The 21,976-nt window shown below is 44.1% G+C and carries 31 protein-coding genes; 27 read left to right on the top strand and 4 right to left on the bottom strand.

Going from position 1 to position 21,976, the window contains the following annotated elements; genetic code table 11:
- Positions 1-165: 165 nt before the first annotated feature.
- Positions 166-447: a DUF6809 family protein gene (locus tag V4U88_RS12220; protein WP_334073544.1), complete on the top strand. Its 282-nt coding sequence runs from the start codon at positions 166-168 to the stop codon at positions 445-447.
- 9 nt (positions 448-456) lie between these two features.
- On the opposite strand, the gene V4U88_RS12225 is transcribed toward V4U88_RS12220, so the two are convergent.
- Positions 457-798, bottom strand: coding sequence for a winged helix-turn-helix transcriptional regulator (locus V4U88_RS12225; protein WP_148456725.1), 342 nt, complete (start codon positions 796-798; stop codon positions 457-459).
- A gap of 191 nt (positions 799-989) precedes the next feature.
- Here V4U88_RS12225 and V4U88_RS12230 point away from each other — a divergent pair, with 191 nt between their 5' ends.
- From V4U88_RS12230 to V4U88_RS12280, 11 genes are all read left to right on the top strand, one after another.
- Positions 990-3,287 (top strand): nucleic acid/nucleotide deaminase domain-containing protein, encoded by a 2,298-nt coding sequence (locus V4U88_RS12230; RefSeq protein WP_334073545.1) that lies wholly within the window; start codon positions 990-992, stop codon positions 3,285-3,287.
- Positions 3,288-3,291: 4 nt separating this feature from the next.
- Positions 3,292-3,819, top strand: coding sequence for a hypothetical protein (locus tag V4U88_RS12235; RefSeq protein WP_334073546.1), 528 nt, complete (start codon positions 3,292-3,294; stop codon positions 3,817-3,819).
- A 195-nt stretch (positions 3,820-4,014) separates the two neighbouring features.
- Positions 4,015-4,488: a hypothetical protein gene (locus V4U88_RS12240; RefSeq protein WP_334073547.1), complete on the top strand. Its 474-nt coding sequence runs from the start codon at positions 4,015-4,017 to the stop codon at positions 4,486-4,488.
- A gap of 268 nt (positions 4,489-4,756) precedes the next feature.
- Positions 4,757-5,293 (top strand): 3'-5' exonuclease, encoded by a 537-nt coding sequence (locus tag V4U88_RS12245; protein ID WP_334073548.1) that lies wholly within the window; start codon positions 4,757-4,759, stop codon positions 5,291-5,293.
- Between the two features lie 271 nt (positions 5,294-5,564).
- Entirely contained in the window at positions 5,565-5,801 is a 237-nt protein-coding gene (locus V4U88_RS12250; RefSeq protein WP_334073549.1) for a hypothetical protein, read from the top strand.
- A 223-nt stretch (positions 5,802-6,024) separates the two neighbouring features.
- The gene (locus V4U88_RS12255; protein WP_334073550.1) at positions 6,025-6,288 is read left to right on the top strand and encodes a hypothetical protein; all 264 of its coding nucleotides are present in this window, start codon (positions 6,025-6,027) and stop codon (positions 6,286-6,288) included.
- An 83-nt stretch (positions 6,289-6,371) separates the two neighbouring features.
- The gene (locus V4U88_RS12260) at positions 6,372-6,518 is read left to right on the top strand and encodes a hypothetical protein (protein ID WP_334073551.1); all 147 of its coding nucleotides are present in this window, start codon (positions 6,372-6,374) and stop codon (positions 6,516-6,518) included.
- A gap of 23 nt (positions 6,519-6,541) precedes the next feature.
- Positions 6,542-7,126, top strand: a complete 585-nt coding sequence (locus tag V4U88_RS12265; RefSeq protein ID WP_334073552.1) for a hypothetical protein — start codon at positions 6,542-6,544, stop codon at positions 7,124-7,126.
- Between the two features lie 20 nt (positions 7,127-7,146).
- Entirely contained in the window at positions 7,147-7,698 is a 552-nt protein-coding gene (locus V4U88_RS12270) for a hypothetical protein (protein ID WP_334073553.1), read from the top strand.
- Between the two features lie 226 nt (positions 7,699-7,924).
- Complete coding sequence (locus V4U88_RS12275; RefSeq protein WP_334073961.1) at positions 7,925-8,272, top strand: BlaI/MecI/CopY family transcriptional regulator; 348 nt, start codon at positions 7,925-7,927, stop codon at positions 8,270-8,272.
- Positions 8,273-8,297: 25 nt separating this feature from the next.
- Entirely contained in the window at positions 8,298-9,698 is a 1,401-nt protein-coding gene (locus V4U88_RS12280) for a M56 family metallopeptidase (RefSeq protein ID WP_334073554.1), read from the top strand.
- A gap of 84 nt (positions 9,699-9,782) precedes the next feature.
- On the opposite strand, the gene V4U88_RS12285 is transcribed toward V4U88_RS12280, so the two are convergent.
- The gene (locus V4U88_RS12285) at positions 9,783-10,454 is read right to left on the bottom strand and encodes a hypothetical protein (protein ID WP_334073555.1); all 672 of its coding nucleotides are present in this window, start codon (positions 10,452-10,454) and stop codon (positions 9,783-9,785) included.
- A gap of 75 nt (positions 10,455-10,529) precedes the next feature.
- On the opposite strand from V4U88_RS12285, the gene V4U88_RS12290 reads away from it, so the two are divergent.
- Positions 10,530-10,853, top strand: a complete 324-nt coding sequence (locus V4U88_RS12290; RefSeq protein WP_334073556.1) for a hypothetical protein — start codon at positions 10,530-10,532, stop codon at positions 10,851-10,853.
- Positions 10,854-10,914: 61 nt separating this feature from the next.
- Here the strand turns inward: V4U88_RS12290 and V4U88_RS12295 are convergent, their stop codons facing one another.
- A complete protein-coding gene (locus V4U88_RS12295; RefSeq protein WP_334073557.1) occupies positions 10,915-11,937 on the bottom strand; it encodes a hypothetical protein in 1,023 nt (340 codons plus the stop codon).
- Positions 11,938-12,586: 649 nt separating this feature from the next.
- On the opposite strand from V4U88_RS12295, the gene V4U88_RS12300 reads away from it, so the two are divergent.
- From V4U88_RS12300 to V4U88_RS12320, 5 genes are read left to right on the top strand one after another with little or no spacing between them, the layout of a single operon-like run.
- Entirely contained in the window at positions 12,587-12,841 is a 255-nt protein-coding gene (locus V4U88_RS12300) for a DUF7660 family protein (protein WP_334073558.1), read from the top strand.
- 24 nt (positions 12,842-12,865) lie between these two features.
- On the top strand, positions 12,866-13,603 hold the full coding sequence (locus tag V4U88_RS12305) for a tRNA(His) guanylyltransferase Thg1 family protein (protein ID WP_334073559.1): 738 nt from the start codon (positions 12,866-12,868) through the stop codon (positions 13,601-13,603).
- A gap of 2 nt (positions 13,604-13,605) precedes the next feature.
- Positions 13,606-14,043: an ATP-binding protein gene (locus tag V4U88_RS12310; RefSeq protein ID WP_334073560.1), complete on the top strand. Its 438-nt coding sequence runs from the start codon at positions 13,606-13,608 to the stop codon at positions 14,041-14,043.
- A gap of 27 nt (positions 14,044-14,070) precedes the next feature.
- Positions 14,071-14,505, top strand: a complete 435-nt coding sequence (locus V4U88_RS12315) for an SUKH-3 domain-containing protein (RefSeq protein ID WP_334073561.1) — start codon at positions 14,071-14,073, stop codon at positions 14,503-14,505.
- Between the two features lie 27 nt (positions 14,506-14,532).
- Positions 14,533-14,865, top strand: coding sequence for an MmcQ/YjbR family DNA-binding protein (locus V4U88_RS12320; protein WP_334073562.1), 333 nt, complete (start codon positions 14,533-14,535; stop codon positions 14,863-14,865).
- Between the two features lie 27 nt (positions 14,866-14,892).
- Here the strand turns inward: V4U88_RS12320 and nfi are convergent, their stop codons facing one another.
- Complete coding sequence (gene nfi, locus V4U88_RS12325) at positions 14,893-15,576, bottom strand: deoxyribonuclease V (RefSeq protein WP_334073563.1); 684 nt, start codon at positions 15,574-15,576, stop codon at positions 14,893-14,895.
- Between the two features lie 105 nt (positions 15,577-15,681).
- Here nfi and V4U88_RS12330 point away from each other — a divergent pair, with 105 nt between their 5' ends.
- The 9 genes from V4U88_RS12330 to V4U88_RS12370 all read left to right on the top strand — a co-directional run bounded on the left by V4U88_RS12330 (position 15,682) and on the right by V4U88_RS12370 (position 21,617).
- Positions 15,682-16,164 carry an SUKH-3 domain-containing protein gene (locus V4U88_RS12330; RefSeq protein WP_334073564.1) on the top strand — a complete coding sequence of 161 codons (483 nt, stop codon included), beginning with the start codon at positions 15,682-15,684 and terminating at the stop codon, positions 16,162-16,164.
- Complete coding sequence (locus tag V4U88_RS12335; protein ID WP_334073565.1) at positions 16,161-16,430, top strand: hypothetical protein; 270 nt, start codon at positions 16,161-16,163, stop codon at positions 16,428-16,430. The genes V4U88_RS12330 and V4U88_RS12335 overlap by 4 nt, the downstream gene beginning before the upstream one ends.
- Positions 16,390-17,043: a hypothetical protein gene (locus V4U88_RS12340; protein WP_334073566.1), complete on the top strand. Its 654-nt coding sequence runs from the start codon at positions 16,390-16,392 to the stop codon at positions 17,041-17,043. Before V4U88_RS12335 ends, V4U88_RS12340 begins: the two co-directional genes overlap by 41 nt.
- A 133-nt stretch (positions 17,044-17,176) precedes the next feature.
- Entirely contained in the window at positions 17,177-17,629 is a 453-nt protein-coding gene (locus V4U88_RS12345) for an SUKH-3 domain-containing protein (protein ID WP_334073567.1), read from the top strand.
- Positions 17,630-17,748: 119 nt separating this feature from the next.
- Entirely contained in the window at positions 17,749-18,075 is a 327-nt protein-coding gene (locus V4U88_RS12350) for a DUF6572 domain-containing protein (protein ID WP_334073568.1), read from the top strand.
- A 121-nt stretch (positions 18,076-18,196) separates the two neighbouring features.
- Positions 18,197-19,177 (top strand): hypothetical protein, encoded by a 981-nt coding sequence (locus tag V4U88_RS12355; RefSeq protein WP_334073569.1) that lies wholly within the window; start codon positions 18,197-18,199, stop codon positions 19,175-19,177.
- 37 nt (positions 19,178-19,214) lie between these two features.
- On the top strand, positions 19,215-19,661 hold the full coding sequence (locus tag V4U88_RS12360) for a DUF6630 family protein (RefSeq protein ID WP_334073570.1): 447 nt from the start codon (positions 19,215-19,217) through the stop codon (positions 19,659-19,661).
- A gap of 273 nt (positions 19,662-19,934) precedes the next feature.
- The gene (locus V4U88_RS12365) at positions 19,935-20,438 is read left to right on the top strand and encodes a hypothetical protein (RefSeq protein ID WP_334073571.1); all 504 of its coding nucleotides are present in this window, start codon (positions 19,935-19,937) and stop codon (positions 20,436-20,438) included.
- Positions 20,439-20,573: 135 nt separating this feature from the next.
- Positions 20,574-21,617 carry a LacI family DNA-binding transcriptional regulator gene (locus tag V4U88_RS12370; protein ID WP_334073572.1) on the top strand — a complete coding sequence of 348 codons (1,044 nt, stop codon included), beginning with the start codon at positions 20,574-20,576 and terminating at the stop codon, positions 21,615-21,617.
- The last annotated feature ends 359 nt before the right edge of the window (positions 21,618-21,976 follow it).

The raw sequence follows: 21,976 nt of genomic DNA on the forward strand, positions 1-21,976 counted from the left end.
AGTTATATATTGACCAATATATCATGATATCCTAAAAAAACATTGACCGTTACGCTGTAACGTCATATAATTAACTTGTGACGTTACAGCGTAACGGAAATCCGCTACTAGCAACTGTGATCATCGTAAATGTGGTTAAAATCTGCTGGAAGGGAAGGAGAAAATATGAAGAGTATTTTGGAATCGTTATTTTACGGTAACCTCCGTCCAGAGGAAACCATCCTTCCCCAAAATCCCAAGTACCGCATCATAAACAACAGCATATCCGATGCTATGTGCTTCTGGAAAGAAAAACTGTCTCCCGACGACTTTGACCAGCTTGAAAAGCTGCTCGATTTACGCGGTCAGTCGGAGTCAATGTATGCCACCGCTTCATTTGTGCACGGGTTTCAGCTCGGAACGTTGATGATGATGGAAGTATGCGCCGCAAAGGAAGAACTTTTCTAGGAAAACCCTTTAAGTATGTTGATTCTTCGCTCCCCACTCACATAATCCTTCCAGCACGGGCAATAAAGTTTCCGCCTTTTCGGTGAGACGGTATTCCACCTTCGGGGGAACTTGAGGGTATTCTTTTCTCAGGACCAGGCCGTCCGCTTCCAGTTCTTTGAGTTGCGCACTCAAGGTTTTATAGGTAATCGCCCCGATTTGGCGTTTCAGATCATTGAAGCGAACCGGCTGATTCTCCGCCAAAAGATAGATGATCACCATTTTCCACTTGCCGCCTATCACGGAAAGGGTATAGCCAAAAGGGGTGTCCTCGATCCGCCTAACCTTTCCTTTATAGTCCGTCATCCCCATATCTACACTATCCTTTCGGGTAATACCTACCATAGAAGTGGGTACTGCTTATTTCGGTTGTGTTCAGCTTATCCTAACTTCACTTTGAAGTAAAGGAGCTAGTTCCTCTGCATCATGATAAAATTTCCCAGTCCTGCTATTCTGATCTTAGCATTTGTCAATAAATGTAACGCGTAAAGCAGGTGAAGGAAATGAGCATGAAGCAAAGTGTCGATCCGGATCGGCTGCTTCAGTTATCCAACGATATGAGGCGTCTGGAGCAAATTGTGGAGGAACGGGTAACGAAGTTGGAGACGGAGTTGAGGAATGTCGCCTCTCAAGTGAGGGCGGGTTATCCGGAGTACGGCGTGCAATCGGCGCTTGCTGAGGTCGAAGCCGTGCTGACGGACACTCGAAACCACGCCAAGCAATTACATGATCGTTTACATAATAAGGGCCATGCACTTAAAACGGCGGCGGAAGAGTACATAGAAGTCGAGCGTAAGAGTCAGGATCTTGTGAAGAAGAGCCCGCTGAAATTCGTCATAGGACCCAAGCAGCTATCTCAGCTCTTTTTTGACTTAGTGAAACGATATAGTCCATTCGACCTGGTCAAATTAGCCCTGCAGCAAGCCAAGGAACTCACGCTTCAAGCGAAACTGAGCAGGTTTAGGGAAGATGAGCAAATCAAGGCGTACTTGGAGATGCTCCAGCATGGAACCTTGGAAGAACAGCGATTGGCGGAACAACAGCTTACGCTGATCGTGAACGCTTTTGACCAAATCGCCCGGTGTCAGACGGAATATGCGGTCTATGGCAGATTCGGGAATGCCAAGTATATGGATGAAGTGCATCAATTGGCGGTTGAGGCCCGGGCCCAGCTAAAAGAGCTAGGGGTGTCGGAGAAGTGGTACGCCACGAAGGTCGATTTAAGGGCGCTTTATTCAGGGTCGCCTTTGGATGCGTTGAGGTATGATCCGTACAGGACTGATGGCTCGGTGATGCCGACCATAGGCGAGCAGCGATTTGCTATCGCTTTGGGGATGACCCATAGCAAGTATCAAGCCTGGGCGCGGGAACGCTATGATCGGATCGAGGCAGGCGCGATCGCGGCGGAGGCCAAACGCAAGGAAATCGCTTTGAAAATTGCAGAGTATAACGAAGGCATACCGAAACCGAACATCGAGTATGTGCAGCAGCATTTAGCGGAGAAGGGTCTTTTTCAAGGTGAGATTACGGGGGAGTATAGTCCCGAGCTGCTGCAAGCGATCGAGGCCTTTCAAGCGGAGTTCAACCGAAGCGGGCTTTCGAAGGAACTGCAACACAGCTTTGGGGTTGATGGTAAAATAGACTACAAGCTGCTGAACCTGATTTATTTGGAAAAGGGACTGATCGAGCAGACCCCTAATCTTTTTAATGTGTGCTATATCCCGGACATGTTGGGAAAAATGAAAGACACGAGAAACGGATTTGAAAAGTCCATCGACAGCTTCAAGGAAATCGGCTCCGATATGCTGGCCGCCTCCGATGCGCGGTTTCAGAAGGCGTTTGATTCGCCGGGCGATTTTTTGAACTATCTGACCATGGGCATTCCTAAGGGGATTTACGATGGCTATGTAGCTCGAGGGGAGAAGCGGAACGAATCAACTTATGACTATATAGATTGGTTATCTTCCGGGTTATTATCCGGGGTGCATCAAACGTTTGTGGGGGCCGTTCATCCGGAAGAAGCCTATTCCAAGGAGCATTGGCTAAACAGCATCGGCCTGGCGGCCATGCTTACAAGTCCGGTTAAAATGAAACCCACCAAGCCTTCCATTCCCGATTTGAATAAAAGTAGTGGAGCGTTTAAGGTTAACACGACTACGGAGTTGGATAAGGTAGAGGGGAAGGGGATTGAGGGGACGGGTAATGGTGGCAGTAGGAGAGCTCAGAATCCCATGTTCGCCGAGGATTGGGATGCATATTTTAAATCTAAATACGGAGATGAAAATGTTACACGGGAGACTAGTGGGAAGGGTAAAGATAGTAAAGATAGCACGGGTAATAGAGATGCTAATTCGAAACCTCCGATACAAGTTGGGTATGGTGAAACAGATTTAAGCGCAATGGCGAAAAAGTATCGAATTGAAAATAAAGCGTTTGACTTAAGGAATCTCGTAGTGGCAGAGATTGAAGTAGATGGCGTTCGTACTTTGAAGGTTTTTGAAAGTACAAAGAGAACAGAAGTAAGGCCGAGTGGAAAAGTAAAGGACAGAAATGTGCATTCCGAAATGGTTCTATATGAGGACAAAATTTTCTCGGAAAAAAATGGACAGACGTATGTTGTTCATCGTGTATATACTGAAAGGGAACCTTGCATTCTTGGTGGTCATAATTGTAAAGATCTACTTGCCACAAAATTTCCTGATGCTGAAGTAACCTACAGTGTTGAGTATGGGGATCCCGATTCAAGAAATCGTGGAAATGCTGAATTAGCTAAAATACTTGAAAAGTTAAAGGAGGAGTGAGAGTATGGATTTGGATTTTGATATTTGTGAAATTCGAGAGTATTATGATTCTGAATTACGAGACTATGATTACAACGAATTGGTGAGACTTGGTATAAGTCATGATGATGCTGACTTTATGGTATCTATTGGAGTACCAGAGAATTATGATGATTTTGTATTCTATGGAAGGGATACTTTTAAAGAAACATTAATTGAAGGTGTAGAATTTATTAATATTGGTCATTATTCATGTTACGGTATACTTGACCCGAATGCACTTTACTTAAAAAAAGGTAGTGATGGACTTTTTATTAATTCATCCCATCATAAGCCACCAATTTATATGCTAAATAAAAACTTAAGAACATTTTTTTTGTTTGAATTAATAAGGAATGAATTAGCAATGAAAATGAAACAAGAAAGTGAATATAATGAACAAAAATATGCACGAGAGCTACGGAAGTTGTATGAGCAAATTGATCCCGTAGCAATGAAAGATCTTGATGGATACTGGTCACATCTAATAGAAGACTATGAAACTGGATTATGAAACCGTACGAAGGATGTGCCAGAAATATTGTGTAACTTACTTTACAACCCCAACAACGAGATCGTACAATACAACCAACAAACCAAACACTAACTGATTCAAACACTTGATAAACTTTCAAAGCTCTTTCCAACTTGTTTTATGAGTAGGAATGAGCCTTTTTTGCGTGCCCAAAATCAAAGGAGGATGAAACGAATGGCAAAACGTGAACAGGTAGTGGCAGAAGAGTTGAAGAACCAGCAACTAGCACAGGAAGCAGAAAAAGAAGTGAGGTCTATTGCTCAGGCACGAGCAGCATACGAGCAGTTTATGAATGAAATTCGTGGTTATTGTCAGCAAGCAAGGGAATTACGTGAGCAGGCGGCAGTGCTACAGCGATCAGGACGTACAGATTTTCAGATTAGCGAAGAGATTCAGCAGTTGTTGAAACATGCGAAACATTTGGATGTGGTAGCAAATCAGAAAGATGGACTGCCGCGCCAGCAAGCATTACAACTCATAGACAGACTAGAGCAAGAAGCGTCCGATTGCAGGAAACTTGTGCAGTATAACCAGACAGTTCTAGATCGGCAGCAACAAGAACTTGAAGATGCAAAGGCGGCTGCGGCGAAAATGATTCAGGATGCAGAAGAACGTCTGGAAGGAACAAACAAGGCAGATACTAGCTGAAAAGGTAGCTCAGCTTGCAGAACTGGAGGGCTACGCAGATGAAACATTCGATTCGTGTACAGATTTGTACAAAAGGAGATACTGATCTTGTCTGTCCTCGCTGTAGTAAAAAACTTATGTTTCAAGGAAATTTGACCTCATATAGGATATTTTGTGAAGATAGAGAATGTATAAGCTTAACTGCTAGGGGGTTATAAATTGGGAATTTGGTAAAACAATGAATTCTACAGACCTTAGCGAACAGAAATATTAGGAATAGGAGAATAACATGAACTATATTATTTTTGATTTAGAAGCAACCTGTTGGGAAAATGAGCGATCAAAACCAAACGAAATTATTGAGATTGGTGCAGTTAAATTAAATGAGGAACTTGAGATGGTTAGTGAGTTTCAAACTTTCATTAAACCTAAACTACACCCTCAGTTATCTGACTTCTGCAAAAAACTCACTTCGATCACTCAAGAAGATGTTAATGCTGCCCCAGGGTTTGAACAGGCCATCTTTAAGTTTCGTGAATGGATTGGTAAGAGCGAACCGTATTATCTTTGCTCTTGGGGATTTTATGATAAAAGCCAATTAAAGAAAGATTGCGAATTACATAGGATAGACACTGAATGGTTACAAAAGCATATTAGCATTAAACATCAACATGGAAAGATGATCGGTTTAGAAAAAGGAATAGGTATGCAAAGAGCACTTAAGATGTTTAATTTGCCTTTGGATGGAACATATCACCGAGGAATTGATGATGCTAAAAATATATCAAAGATTTTTGTTAGAATATTTGATCAATTGACGTTCTGATAATACATTCGAGGTTTGTCATAGGGTGTTTTTACATAAATCAATACTTAATGTACTAGATGAGAAGTACCCTTTGAAGCAAAATGTTGTTGGTTCTTTTTTAGAAACTGACAAATTGAAGGTCCCACCGAACAGATTCTTAGGTGGAGGAGGGCATATACTGTGCTATTCTGGACTTAACATTTTCCAAGAAATGTAACGTGTAATTCGAATATCATCAATCAGGTGGATTGACTTTATCCGGAGTTGTCATACAGAAAGGAGCAAAGATATGAATGAAAATGAGTATATAAAGGAGATTAGAGTTTTACAACAAATTGCTGATAGAGCTATGGCCGGGGAAGAAGTGTACTGTCCAAAGTGTGGTGAACTGCTTATTATAAATAAATTGGGTAGTGGGAAACATCCTTCTGTCTTTTGTCCAAATAACGATTTCAAAGTAATGATTGACTATAAAGATAATAATGTGATTGAAAATTTGGGTTTGGATAAAAAAATAAGCTTATAAATATTATGTATGAAATTTACCGGAGAATTATAGTGATACGGAATTAAGTTATGCTACACGTAAATATGGGTGTTGATTATGAGAATTATATCACTCATGTGACCGTAAATGATTTAATGACAGATGAGTATAGGGAATTGAAGGATTCATTAAAACTGTAATTCTATAGTGGGCACGCAGGGCTTATTCACCTTTTTTAAAGCGTACTGGAGGTTTGAAGAGGATGGATTTTAGTTTATCAGTTGGTTCTAATTTGCCCAGGGAAGAATTGGGGAGGTTGCTCTACAATATCTTGTGCGAAGTATTTTTTGTAGAATTAATTGATTATGAGGTAGAAGTATGGGCTGATTCCTATACCCAACACGTAAATGTCGGTTGCACCTATTTTTCTATGAGCATTGATTTAGATGAAGAGGAGGAATATCTAGAACGTTTTTCGAGAGATGAATCTCGAAGATCATGGTGTGGATACCAATGTCCTTATTAGCATTCAATTTATATCCCGTACGTTTGAGATCGGAAAAACTTGCGAACATTTTTTTGTTTCACTTAATAAGAAATGAATTGGCAATGAAAATGAGACAAGATGGTGAATATACTACTCAAAAATATGCGCGAGAACTACGCAAGCTTTATGACCAAATTGATCCCATAGCAATGAAAGATGTTGAAGGATATTGGTCACATCTAATAGAAGACTATGAAACTGGATTATAACAGCTCGAAAGGAGAAATAAGGTTTGTTTATCTTATTTGAACATTCCTTACGTCCTCTGAAACTCCGAGATAAAAAAGTCACTCCATCAACCATAATCCCGCTGGATGTAGAACAACTGAGAATCACGGAATACACGGGAATCAGAAGCGGTAAAAGGGTCAGTGCTCTGAATTTCGGCGGGCATATCACCCCTTCTCCCGAAGCTAAAGATGCGTTTTTTTTATCAAAAGTAATGCCTGCAACCTTAGACGAATCTGGATCAAGTGCTGCAGACGGGGATATTTTCGTACCTACCAATGAAGCCTGTACTGTTGAGTTACTATCAATAAATGATATAAAAGTGATGAATTGGCCCGATTCAGTAAATGGTTACTGGATATCCGTAAGGTTTTATCAAAATGACGAACTTAAGGGTAAAGGCTGGTTCCACAAAAATAATGGAGCCGGCGAAGCTATATTGTTAAATGGAAATTTACAATACGATAGTCCGACTATTATTAGAGCGATGCGTCCTCTTTTTCAAAAAACAGTTGAATGTGAATGCAATGGCTTGGTGAGTAAGGATTATTGGGATTACAGCCCCGATTCAACATTTACTAACCTCTAAAGTGAAGAAGGCGATTTAAAGTGGCCCAAAGTGCAATCCGTTATCGAGACAATACACAGTATATTCAAGATGCCCTGTTAGGAGAGGCGTTAAAATACATATTTATCGCATTGGATAGAAAAGTTTCGGAGAACTCTAGACAATATGGTTGGTTACTTCAGGCTATGAATAAATGGTGGGACGACTTCGAGCATTTGCCTCCAGGGTTAAAAGATATCGAACTAGATGAATGGCTGGACAATTCAAAAAGGAAGTCGGATTTTGAGGAGATTTTAAGTCTTTCCCTCGACAACGTAAATACGGAGCTCTTGATTGAAATCATGAAATTCAAACGTGTAATAGATATGAATCCCCATGAATATGACGAATTCAAGGATATTGACAACAGGGTTTTAAAGGGTGAAAAAGTACCGTGCCCAACATGCGGTGAAATCCTAATCTATCAAGGTCCAGATACAGGAAAGCATCCATCCATTATTTGTCCCAATCATGATTATTCTGTTCTATTGGAAGTTCAGAGGGTTGATATTTTAGACAAATTGGGACTTAGGAAGAGGAAGGGATCAAGCTAATTGCAATTTTTCAAAAGCCGGGGCGCGTATGAAACGCTGCTCGGGCTTTTCAGTTCTAATCGGCTCCCCGGGCTTTGGAACGGAAACACGCTGGCCCGCGCACGGCACAAAGTTGTTTATACGCCTAACATAAGGATATATTTGACAAGTGGTGACTACTGGAGTAGTATAATAAATGACTACAACAGTAGTCATTCTGAGTGGAAAGAGGTGAACGGAAATTAAACTGTTTGATTCCGAATTAAGAGTAATGGAAATTTTATGGAGGGACGGGATGCTGGCGGCGGGTGAACTGGCGGCTGTTTTAAAACGGGAAACGGGCTGGAACAGGAATACGACTTACACGGTGATCAAAAGGCTGATCGATAAAGGAGCCATCCGGCGATCCGACCCGGGTTTTGTCTGCGAAGCGCTTATTCCCAAAGAGCAGGTGCAGTCGCACGAGACCAAGGAATTGATTAACAAAATGTTCGATGGCTCGGCGGAGATGTTTTTTTCCGCGTTTGTCAATGAGAAGAACTTGAGCAAAGAAGAGATCGACAAATTGAAAAAAATTGTGGAAAACTTAAGCTGAGGCGGCGATGATGGATATTCTCCAGATGAGTTTGTCAGCGAGTGCTCTGATTATTCTTGTTGCCCTGCTGCGGTCTGTGGCTATCCATAGATTACCCAGATTGCTCTTTCTCGTTCTTTGGGGAATCGTGCTTGCCAGACTGCTGGTTCCCGTATCCCTTCCCATCCTTCCGCAGTTGCCTGCGCCGATTGAATTCTTTGATTCCGGTTATGACGCAAATACAGGTTCAGCCGTGGTGTCCCCAGGCCCCGGTCAAACTTCCGGGCATACCGTGGAGCAGAACGGAAAGCTTAAAGCGGATAGTGCGGCCTTGACGGATTCCGATTGGCGGCCAAAGCCGGAGCATCTTACAGCCTTTTGGCTTGCTGGCGCTGTTCTGCTGCTTATGGCGGTAATGGTGATTTATTATAAAAGCCTAAGGGAACTGCGGACCGCGCTGCCTTTGCGGGGAGATCACCCTGTGATTGAAGCATGGCTGGAAAAACACCCCCTGCGGCGGAAGCTCTCCATCTTGACCTATGACCGGATTGATACACCGCTGACCTGCGGGATATGGCGGCCGAAGATTATTTTGCCCAAAACCTTGGATACGGACAACGAGGCCGCAATGGAGTATATTCTTACCCATGAATACATGCACATCAGGCACTTCGACGCGGTATGGAAAATGGCTGCGGTTGCCGCTCTGTGCCTGCACTGGTTCAATCCGCTGGTTTGGCTGATGTACTTCTATCTGGGCCGGGATATGGAGATGGTGTGCGATGCAAGAGTGATCAACCATCTCGGTGCCAAGCACAAAGCGGACTATGCGTTATGCCTCTTGTCGGTAGCGGAGCAAAAAGGGAGATACACTCCCTTATATCAGGGGTTCAGCAAAAATGCGACCCGGGAAAGGATCGTGTCCATTATGAAATTGAAAAAAGTGACGATCGTGACAGCGGCTATTTCGCTCATTTTAGTGTTGGGGGCCGTGTCCGCATTTGCGGAACAATCAAGCGGAGAAGAAAGCAGCAGTTTCGCAGGAACCGCGATAGAAATGAACGCCGCGGAAAGTGCCGACCACGCCGGACCTGATTCTGGGGCTTACTCGGCCTCATCGGAACAAGGCGATACAACATCCGATTTTAACTATGGGGAGCTAAAGGATTACACGGCTTATGGACTGACGTACGATAAAGCCAAGGACAGATATCTGTATAATGGCAAACATGTTCGGTTGTTTCTGGATCAGGATCCCAAAGACAAAGGAAAATTCACCAAATTTTATTTTGACGGGGACGGAGCAACCGATTTTCAAGTCGTCAGGGATAAAGACAACAAAATCGGCAAGATAGCTGAAGTGAGTGAAAGCGAACTGCAGGTTCTGGGTAACACGTATGGATTTGAGCTTAATAACGGCGGCCTGCAATTTGGAAATGTAGATTAAGGCAGCTCGGGCGGTATTGTACAAAAGGGATCCATAGCCATCGGCTACGAATCCCTTTTTGTATTAGTTATCAAAAATTTCGTTTTATCGGTTGTCCATATAACCCGTTTTATAAACATACCCGAAGTGATCCTTTTGACTTTCAATAGAAAAGCTTAGCGTAGCGTCATTATCCACACCAACCGCTCCGCTAAATGATGTCCTGGTAGTACCATTATCGTAAAAGTCGCCATTTATGACCCAGTAGATTCTTTTGCTGCTCTCCATTTTTGCCCGGATTTTCCCGCTAAATGCTTTAGAACCTGAATTATAGGATCTTCTCAAATGAAGATCCTCGATCCCTACAAAATCTTTATATGCTCCTTTACATTTCACATAAACATCTATCTGTGGGTACCAACCGGTATATCCAACTTCAAATGGTTGATAAAAATGAACATAAAAAATCTCATCGGATGATTTACTCTTGCTAAAAATTTTCTTGATCTTCTCTGTAGATTCATTCCGATTTGCGGCAATCTGATGAATTAATTCCTCATAGGATAATGCTTTAGCCCACAATCTGTCCCCCAAGTAAACCGGCCCGTCGCTTTCAAAAACTTTGCTGAAGTCGCTTTTTTTAAGTTCAATTTCCCCATTTTTGGTATAATTGGTGATGGTAGAAGCGTTACGATTCTTCGTGGATAAACCAACGAGACCACACACAAGTACAATCAAAATGAGGATTAGTGAAAAAGGTAACTTGAGATGCTTCATTTAGTAACCTCCAAATTTTGGATGTTCCTTCTTTGTTCATGTAACACGAAAAGTAAGTGAAAAGGAAGGTATGGAATGCAAAAACACGATATTCGCTCTAAGCCTTCGGCATATAAACACATCATGCGGGTCGGGATGGCTATCATTGATACAAAACTGGGTTCTCTGATCTCAGGGGGATTGGGTCCGGAGATTTCCTTAAACCATTTAAAAATACCTTATCTTGTCGATAAGTATATTATAGTAAGAACCGCCACTGAAGAGTTGAGATTTAAAGTGAAAAAAATGGATATCTCCACCTCGATCTGGGGAGGTATAAATATTGGACTTATTATTTATGATTCCGAGGATTTTACGAAGATAGAGCCAGGGGATGAGGTCTTGGCGGTAATGGAATGAGCCTTGTTCCCATGAGAGGCTCATTCCACTTAAATGAAGGAGAGGGAATGAGCCTTGTGAATTATTTTAATTTCCAGGAGGTCGCAATCTTTTCGAATTCCGATTCTTCAAGGTCTTTCGTTTGATCGGCTTCAATAAAAATAACGGTTTGATCCAGAAATATGTAGCAATACTGCTTGACCACCGGTTTTGATGTCTCTACTTCGATCCCGGAAACATAGGAGATATTAGCGGGGTATCCATGGATTTCAACATCCTTGGAATCGATGACTTCCAGGTCGGTATAGTAATTTCGTTTCAAGTTCATCTTTTCTATGTACGCCTGTCTCTTTTTGACGGGAACGGTTTGTTGCAGGTTCGTCACGCCGAGGGAGGGCTCACCTTCGGGGATGGGAAACATGCCGCCTTTACTGTACAGTTCCATGACACCAAATTGTTTCGCCAGTTTCCAATCCGTCGGTAAATCGAGTGCATAGTAAGTATCCGATTCCAGGGATTTACTTTCCCATTGAAAGGTGGATAGCATATCCATGATTTGATCCTCAATGAGTTTAAATTGCTTTTCCGGAGCGCTTACCTGAATTTGCCCCACCTTCTGCTCGTTACTTTCCAAAAGATAAATCCATTGGGTATAAGTGATCCCGTCCTTATTAATACTGCATTTGAGGAGGAGAGCCTTATTTTGATGGGAAGTCGTTAAGGTTTCTTTTGAAACTAGCTCGATCCCTTTGGTTTTTAGCCGGTCGGCGGTGTACATTTCGTCTAAATGGGAGATAGCCTGCGAACCATCGGGCACGGGAAGTTCAAGGATCAGGATACTGGATTGGTGTTTCAGACTCTCATAACCTACAAAACCGCTCGCAGGCTGGAAATCCGTTGGAAGAGTAAAACTTAAGGAGGTTCCCGGGACAGTTACATATTTCCCCTTTGTGATCGAAATCTTTTGTTCCGTAGCTGCAGATGCCGTAGATTTCCCGGACGCGGCCAGATCGGATGAGCCCCGGTTGCGGGTCAAATCCGGAGAAGAACTGCAGCCTGCCAAAAGGGTAAACAGTACGAGTGAGGTTATTAACTTGGAATACATATCATTCCACCTTTCTGGGTTGCTAATATTTGGTTGTTGGAGTTGTCTCTACAATATAATCGGAATCCATACATCAATTTTTGATACTTTTACCAATGGTTAGGGGGAGAGGTGATTTGTCTGTGGCTACGCAGGCTGAGGCGAGTTTGGAATTAAATAGGTTGAACTAAAGAATTGGCGTTGGGCAAAGTTCATGAAATGGTTTCGGAGATAGGTTGCCAACACCCACAATTGTAGATATAAAGCGCCCCCGTCAGAGTCTGCACATTAACAGGAAAATCTCCCGTTAATGTACCGCTCTTGGCTCTTGGATCGGATTTAGCTGGAATAACTCCATCTAATTCGCGGCCCTATTGCCGATATACACAATTTCAGGCGAATTAACGGGAGGTTTTCCAGCTAATTCGCCTCTGCAGCCGCATACGCACCAAATTAACGGGAAGAATTCCCTTTAATTTCCCCATCTTTTTTATACCGGTAAGAGATTACATATTGAATATGAAAAAATACGGTTGGAACCATAAAGGCCCTACCGATCAAACAGAAAGGTGAAAGAGATGCTCTAATCCACCATCCACAAAATCGAGAATATCAGAGATCCTGATGCTGGAGTTTTTTTCGAGCGTTTATCTGATAGGGGGAATTAACGATGGACATACAAGAGAGCTCGGAAGCGGTAAGGAACAAAGAAGATTTTATCAACTTTGTCTATAGCTTGATCAAGGATCTGAAACAAAACACCGACGAATGGGAAAATACTTCGCTTGAAGATTTTCTCCACGGGATGGCGTCTTGGGTCGAAGATACGGACGGACTTTTCCCTGGCTCGGACCATGATCAGACGGAGCATGCCGACTGGAATCGGTTCGCCGCCATGTTGTTTGCGGGAAGCCGATATGAGTAAATTTAAATAAGGAGGGCGGACGTTATGAAAAAAGACGACTTTGGCAATCGCATGAAGGGGTACGAGAATATTTTCCGGCAAACGCTGCCCCAGCGGCTCCCGGTGATTATTCGGATCGACGGTTCTCATTTTCACACCTTTACCCGGGAAATGAAGAAGCCGTTTGACGAATTATTAATTCAAGCGTTTTGGGAGACATGCAAATATCTGGCGCAGAACATCATGGGCTGCAAGCTGGTTTACCACCAAAGCGACGAAATTTCCATCCTGTTGACCAATTACGATAAGCTGACCACACAGTCCTGGTTCGAAAATAATCTGCAAAAGATCGTCTCCGTTTCAGCCTCCATGGCTACCGCCAAGTTCAATGAGGTGATTAAACCAGCCTACCCGGACAAACCGCTGGCTACCTTTGACAGCCGGGCTTGGGTACTGCCCCATGATGAAGTGGCGAACTATTTTCTCTGGAGACAGCAGGACGCGACCAAAAACAGCATTTCGATGGTGGCCCAGGCTCATTTTCCGCATGAGGCATTACAGGGACTGGACGGAAAAAAACTTCAGGACAAGCTGTTCCTGGAGAAAGGCATCAACTGGAATGACCTGCCCGTTTGGCAAAAGCGGGGTGCCTGCATCACAAAACAAACCTACAGCAAAGGTGAAGCGATACGCAGTAAGTGGGATGTGGATCTCCATACGCCGATTTTTAGCCAGGATCGGGAGTACATCAACCAATACGTCTATTTGGCGAAGGATGAATAGTGATGGAGTGCGTCATTTTTATCGGGATCCAGGCTTCCGGGAAATCCACCTTTTACAAGGAAAAGTTCTTTAAAACCCATATGAGAATCAACCTCGATATGTTAAGGTCCAGGCATCGGGAGGGCGTGTTTCTGGAGGCCTCGCTTCGAACCAGTCTCCCGTTTGTCGTGGATAACACAAATCCGACCATGGAGGACCGGAAGAAGTATATCGAGTTGGCGCAAAAGTATAAATTTAAGATCGTGGGTTATTATTTTGAACCCGACTATGCGTTGTCGGTGGAGCGAAACGAGCGGAGGCAAGGGAAGGAAAAGGTTGCCGACGTGGGAATCCGAAGTACCTTGAAGAAGCTGCAGCCTCCTTCTTATCAGGAAGGCTTCGATGAACTGTACCGGGTAAGGTCGCATGATGATCGCTTTGATATCGAAAGCCTAACATAGGGCGGAGTCCGTAAAGGAGGCCGATGCATGAAGAATGGGGATATACCGACCAAAGAAACACTGAAAATACTAAGAGACTCCGGATGGTATGAAGGAAGGAAGATCGATATAACCGAAATGAAAGAAAATCTCGAGCAGCGGGGTTATGTTGTTTTTCCGGCGGTCGAGGATTTCTTAAGAGAATTTGGCGATTTGGTGATCGAGGATACGGTAAACGAAGAAACGCATAATACAAGTATCCGGTTCACGGACTATTATAGACACGGCAGTTTCAAATCGGAGGAAAAATATGCGGGAGAGAAATTAGTTCCAGTGGGGATGATCGACAGCGATAACTTGTTGCTGTTTGTTTCGGAGAGCGGAAAGGTGTACTGCAGTACCGGGAAGTTGGGCGACTCCGCTATGGAAGCTTGGGATCACCTGATAAGCGGGCATGGGTTTAAGCCGTGGGGAATGTTTTGAGAATGGGATAGCGAGGTGAGGATTTGCTTGAAAACTAGACAAGAAGCCATTGATTATTGTTTGAGTCTGGGAACTGCCTATGAAGATACTCCTTTTCGTGATAAAAATTGGACCGTAGTGCGGCATATGTACACCAATAAAGTATTTGCGTGGATCTTTGAAAAGGACGGCCATATTTGGATCAATGTAAAATGTGAACCGGGTGCCTTGGAGTTCTGGCGTCAGGCCTATTCTTCGGTGGTTCCGGCCTTTCATCTGAATAAGGACCATTGGAATTCCATCATCCTTGACGGTAACGTTCCGGAGGAAGAAGTACACGAGATGATCAAACAAAGCTACCTCCTGACTAAAAAGAAATAAACAGCGGCCTGGTAGCAGGCTCGATCCTTAGGAAGGATTAAGCTTGTTTAAGGCCATTTTTACAAGATGATCCGCTTGACGGGTTGTTTCGGGCAGGCGGTATTGCGGCGAAAGCTTCAAGATCCACGCTGAAGCGGTATTCAACGAGATTTTATGACCAATAGAAACGAATATAGGCTTAACATGGTCTTGCGTTCTTAAGACATGGCCGACAACCTCATCGTTGTCGATGAGAGGGGAATGACTCCCGCGAGAATCCCCGGGTTCATCATAGGTTCCGAGTAATCTCGTTTTTCCGCAACCGATCGTCGGAATATCCAAAAGAACGCCTAAATGACTGGCTAGACCAAATCTGCGGGGATGCGCGATGCCTTGACCGTCACAAACTACCAAGTCCGGCGGGGTTTTGATTTGCTTGAAAGCCTTTATAACCGGGGGGAGTTCTCTAAAGGAGAACAGTCCGGGAATATAGGGGAACTGGACCCGGTCTTCTACGGTCACGGATTCCACAAGCTTTAATGAAGCCGCCTCCAAAATAACTACGGCAGCAATCAACACATCGCTTTGTTTCGAATACGCTACATCCACACCGGCCACATAGGTTATGTCATGGTATTGATCCTGCTGGATGACCTTTTGGGCTAGTTCCCGCTGTATGGAGACAGCTTCTTCTTCGTTTAGTTCCCAAGGATGCATGATTTTTGATTTCATTGTAATCACCTTTTATGTATTTTAAATAGTTTCAGCAGCTATATGTACATAAGTCTATTATATCTTATTTTACAGATTTGAAATTCTCTTATTGCAGGAGGCAAGATGAGCCAACGACTGGAAGCTTTTAAGAGTGACTTTATGGATAATATATCGATCAAAACCAAAGAGATGCTTCATCAGGCAGGCTGGAGTCCAGACACTAGTATCGATATAACTCCGACCGTAAAATTTTTGGAAGCTATGGGTTATGAAGTATTCGATGCTGTGCTTGAGACATTGAGCCTTTTTGGCGGGAGAGAAATTAAGTTTGCGCATCCGGATGGGAGTTGGGAAACCTTTCATTTTAGTCCTGAAGTGGCTGTAGGGGATTATTATGAAAAAGAAGATTTCGAGGAATTTGAGGAGCGCGTGAAAGAGCCGCTTATTGTCGTTGGAGAGGCATACCGCGGTCATTTTATTTTGCTCATCTCGAAATCAGGCAAGGTATTTGGGAAGAATGGAGCTTCCTTATACAAATTCGGAGACAGCATTTATGAAGCCCTGGATACGCTTTGTCTGTTCAGAAAACCGGAAGAAGTTCCTTGAACTGGAGAGATTGCATAGAACAGATCCAAATTTTACATGAAATAACGATCCAGAACTATATTTCCGCCGAGGAGCTGCAGCGTTATTACAAGGAAGATATCCATTACAGCCTATATTACTGGTACGTCAAATTAAAAAAACGCTACTTTGAGATATGCGGATACGATGCGGGGATTGACCAGGAACGCTTTAGATTGCTGGAGGCAATGGAGCGGCAAATGGAGCATGGAAGTTCATCGAAAAGATGGAGTTGGAAATTGGGGTGAGCTTATGATTATTACACTGGATATAAGCCACGAAGAGTTCGATGGAATTGTAGCGGATGCCGGAGAATTTTCGCCGGTGATTTTTCTGAACTTTCCCAGGGATATAAGCGGGTCATATGAATTTGAACTGATGAACACCGTAATAAATATCTTTGATTTCAAAGATCAACTGCAAGCCCTCGGAGTTCGTTCGGAGGAGGATTCGCTGTTCGTATTTGGAACCATCCATGTGCGGATCGAAGGCGTTAAGGGGGCGGATTTTGAAATGGTTGAAGGTGACTTTCATACGGGACGTCGGCGGTATCATAGCTGGCCATACACCCTTCGGAAAGGAGATGTGGTATGTATATCCGGGGGAAGGCTATCTTTCCTGGAGGATAGCTACGCCTCTATTATGATTGTAGCGGAGAGCAGGTCCCGAATCACCTTAACCTTTAACCTCGAGGAAACAATTCCTTACGACTTTACGAAAAGCAGCAGAACGAATCAGGCCCGCTCCACAAAATCAGTGCATACATATACAACTTCTCCCGGAAAATTGTTCGATCCCCGCTTTTTTCGCGAGCATTTTGGCTCTGGAAGAATAGCGGTCAGGAGCGAGATATCGGAGTAGTGCCCCATCAGACAACCTGGATAACATAGAATTCCTGCAGATTTGCATCTTTCTTTTCATTCCCTCGGGGATCGGCTTAAATACCTGCAGATTTGCATCTTTTTGCAGTTGGAAGGACCTTGAAGGAGGCAACGTGAATAGATTTTCGGAGCGAACCTTAGGAATATTGACTAAAGCCGGATGGCACCCCGAGCGAAAAGTGGATGTGAGTGCAACCCTCTCTTTTTTAGAAAGTCGGGATTTTCAAGTAAGTACTCCGGTTAAGGAGGCTTTAGAGCGGTTTGGGGGATTAGTGTGCGAATTCTTGGATGGGGGAGAGGGTGAGAATTTTATTATTATTCCGGAAAGCCAATTTCGCGAAGGGGTTACAAAAGTCCACTTTAAAAGATACGACGTTCTAATTGGAGAGTACTTGATAGTCATTGGTTCGGTCTACCGAGAGAACGCGTTATTATTTATGTCCGATTCGGGAAAAGTATACGGCGCACATGACGACTACTATATTTGGAAGTTTGGCGACAATATAGATGAAGCCATAAGTAACTTGTGTGAATGCCAAGAGTTTAAATTAATTCATCAGGAATAGGGATAGCAAAAATCAGAGGTGCATTAAATTATTTCTCTCACAGAAAGAAGCCTGGTCGAGTTGTTGAAAAGCTCCAGGCAGCTTCCTTTTGTGATGGTGGAGGACAAAGGAGAATACATATGTCAATATTGGACACAAACCAAGTAGACGGGATCGGTAAGAGCAACACGGAAAATAAAATAGCGTTACTGCTGGCGGACCACCTGGATTGGAGCGACGAGCTTCAGCATTTAACTCTGCTGCAGGACAAAATGAATGCTTACCTTTCATTTATTGAAGGCGGGCAGATTTACGCGGTATATCCGGACGCGAAGTCCGTAGACGGATTTATTTTTGAGCTGAAATTCAAATATGCTCCTACCGAAAATGCTCTGAAGCTCATCGATGTGTTTAGAAAAAGTACGGCTGATTTGCGGATGGAGTATCGGGTTGGGGTTGATCTGTAGTGTTAGTCTATCAAGCTCCGACGGGCTCTGAACGGGTTTTGCAGAATCTTGTAGAATTGGAGCAGATTATACTGGATGGATTCCCTGATTATTGGCATGATGGTCACGGAGGAGGAACAACTTGCTTAACCCCAAGAAGCTCAACATGTCGTTCAGAAGATACAGCAAAAACTTCGTAGATGGAATTAAGTTTGAGACAGTTCAAAGACGATATCAAGAGAATCACAAAGAAGTGATTGAAATCGTCGATTCGAACCAAACGGAAAAAGATCATATTTTACTGATTGATTTGAATTCCATCGCCTCCTATTACTTATCCCAATGGAAAAGCGACGTGCTGATTACCGGAGGAAACCGGCTGGACGGCCTGAAGCAGATGCAGGTGGTCGTCTTCTATCAGTGTATGGCGCAGGATCTTTATAAAGTCAGGTATCCCAAAATGATAAAGAATTACACTTTTCGTGGAGTTATCGTAGCCTTAATTCATTTTGCGATGTTTGGGTGGGAGAAGGAAGAAGATATTCTCTTTGATTTCATAGTAACCCGCTTGGGCGGCAACATGTTGGACGGTAACGAGGAGAACAAACACATCTGGTTTTTGCTGGAGTTGTACTTACAGTATAGGAACAAGACCGTCGCGGGAACCGACCAGAACGTACATATCGCTGTGTGGCAACAGTTGAAAGAAGCGGGGCTGCCGCATGGCTCGATCCCGGATGATCTGGGGATGTACCGGCAGGCACTGGATCGGTGGTTGTCGTCTGACCCGGCAGAGATAGCGCAGTTGATCAACAGCATGGCATTATTCCATGCGATACAGGCTTCTGAGGTCGGGAAGTTCCACGAATTTGGCGATTATCGATACGGTTTCTATCCTTATGAAATTTTATTCCTCAGGCATATCAGAACCAAGCGAGGCCTGCCGCTTCCCGCGCATAGTGACGATTTTTTAATGAGTACCCCTGAAGCCAAAATGGAGTTTGCAAGTCCCGAGCCTTACCCGGAGTGGGACCCCCTGCTGTGTGTGATCGACGATTTTTACCGCCGGCATTACGCCGAATATATTCCGAACCAACATGGGGAGCTGTTTCAAACGTCATAATTTTAAATCCTACATTATTTCCAAGGAGGACATGAATATGTCAGAACGAGCCATTATCCCGCTGATTTTTGAAGGGAATCAGGAGCTATTAAGCAACCCGGATATCCTGTACGACTACACCGATCTGGTGGATTACGGGTTTCAAACGAAGCAATTCCTTTATCTCGACCATCGCGGGGAAGAGGATCAAGAAATTGTGAATTTTATTCTGGATTATGAATTTGCCCATCACCTTGATTTGGCATCCGAGGAGGAGCTTGAGGAACTGGGGAAATTTGAATATGAGTACGTCCCGGAAAAGATCAAAGAAGTCAACCAGCTCATTTCGCCAAAAGGATACGGCTTATTCTCCTATCCCACCGACGGCGACTTTTACGCCCTGTTTATTGCCAAGCTGGAGCATAAGCCCAAGTTGTTGGAAGTCGAGATCGAAGACGACGAATGGCTGCCGCTCGAAGCCCGATTCATTCAGTACTATGAATAACATCTGTCTAAAGTACATGATAGGATGGATTTCGCCTGTTTGCCCTGAGCCCAGTCGCACATTAACGGGATTTCCTCCCGCTAATGAGGTGCCAAAGCTGCAGCAGAGACAAAATACCTGGAATACCTCCCGCTAATTTTCCTGAAATTGCGAATATAGGCGGTTGAGCCCCGAAATAGCTGGAAATTTTCCAGCTAAATCGGCTCCAAGGGCCAAGAGCGATAAATTACCGGGAGGTTTTCCCGTTAATGTTATTGAACGAGGAGACTAAAGATGAATGAAAGCCTAAAAAGAAATATAAATAAGTTAAAAGAACAACTCGCATCTCATCCGGACAGCATACTCATCGGCCAGATTCATGAAGGGAATCCCCATCCAGAGATTGAGGACAAGCACGGGGGCTTGGCGGAATATACTCAATTCTTGCAGGAATGTGACGGGGCGTCCTTTGGGGAGATCGATCTTTTTCCTTCTCGTGAGCTTTCCCGCAATCAGTTTTATGTAGAGACCTTGGCCGGAGGAACGGAAACGTGGCTCTTCATAGGACTCATTCTGTATGAGCCTCTGGTCATCAACAAAACCGATGGAAAGGTATGCATGTTCTTCAGGGACATACCTGTAGACTCGCCGGGGAAATGTTTCGGCAGCTTTGATCATTTTCTCATGGGCTATGCGTTCGGTAAAAAGTATCTCGATCTCGTACCCGTTGATCTTGAAGATGGATGGGTCATGCTTATCCGTGAATTGGATTCTTGGACGAGGGGGCTGCCGTATTGATCCATCGCTTGCTCAACGTGCTTAATTAAAATTTTCGGAATAGGTTGCGACATGCAGCCTTTTTAATTTAATTTAGAAGTAGCGATTGGCCAGAACAGGCCGTTATTTATAAAGGCTAAAGGGGTATGCATTCCTGTGAAAGTAACCATAAACGATATCGCCAAAGCCGCAAACGTAGCGAAATCGACCGTTTCAAAGGTGCTGAACGATTCGCCCAGCATCCCGCTCGCTACGAAAGAGCGTATCCGGGCCATTATGAGGGAGATGAATTATATCCCCAGCAGCATGGCAACCGGCTTGGCTAAACGGAAATGCAACAATGTGGCGGTGATGATCGATCTTTCGCGCCGGAACGATTTTTTAAATCAATTTTTCTATAACATTATCGGCGGGATCGAGAGCGTGGTCGGCTCGAAGGGATACGATTTGACGATCTGCAACGTACCGCAGGGGGACAGCCGGGACTTTCTCCATCGGTACGCGTTAAGCCAGAAAGCGGACGGACTTATTATCGATACTTCGATCCTGGAGAAACAAGCTGCTGACGACTTGCTGAAGGCGAAATCCCCTTTTGTGGTGCTCGGCGCCTGGGGCGAGGCGCTTAAGTTCCCTTGCGTGGACATCGATAACCGGTTGGGCGCGGTAAAAATAACGGAGCATTTGCTTGCGGAGGGCTACCGTCGTATCGCCTTCATCGGCGGCCGGAAGAAGGAGTACTTATTCTCGCAGCGGTTCTCCGGTTACTCCGAGGCGCTGCGCCGGCAGGGCTACGGGGTCAATCCTTTATGGAGTTTTCCTGAAGGTGGTGCCGAAGAGAGCGGATACGCCGCAGCGGAGAAAATGCTCAGGCTCCCCATTGTTCCGGATGCGGTCATATGCATGAACAATTACGTTGCTTTTGGCGCTCTGCGGTGCCTGAGGGACCGGGGAATTTCCGTTCCCGATGAGATGGGCATAGTCACTTTTGACAACGAACCCTTAGCGCCTTATACCTCCCCGACTTTAACAAGTCTTCATACAGATACCTTCGGACTCGGCACGAAAGCGGCCGAACTGCTGATGGACCTTATTCAGGATGAGGAAACGATGCCGGATGAGGAGGCGGAGAACCGCCAGACCTGGATCGAGCCTCAATTGATCGTTAGAGAGTCGAGCGTAAAATCCGGAAGCGCGTTATGATTAAAAGAAGCTCGACGAGCCTGAATGGTTCGAAGGGCTTATTTTTATATCGAAAATTGGACCGAAACGGAAAAGCCGCACCGGCCGGAAAGCTCATTTTTCAAAATATTGAAAAATATGAAAATTTAGATTGACCCCCGAACAAACAGATGCTATTTTTATTTTAGGAAACCGGTTCCTCCAATTGGAAACGCGAAATTGGCAATCTCACATGATAATTCCAGTTTGGTTGCAAAGAAAATGTTGATTTTAAAGCACGATATTATTCCTATGGGAGGAGGGAAGAGTTAAACATAACTATATTGTAAGCGTTATCAATTAAATGTGACAAATGGTTCATTGGGCTTCCTCATTCTAAA

The organism is Paenibacillus sp. A14 (assembly GCF_036864815.1).
Lineage (GTDB): Bacteria > Bacillota > Bacilli > Paenibacillales > Paenibacillaceae > Fontibacillus > Fontibacillus sanfengchensis.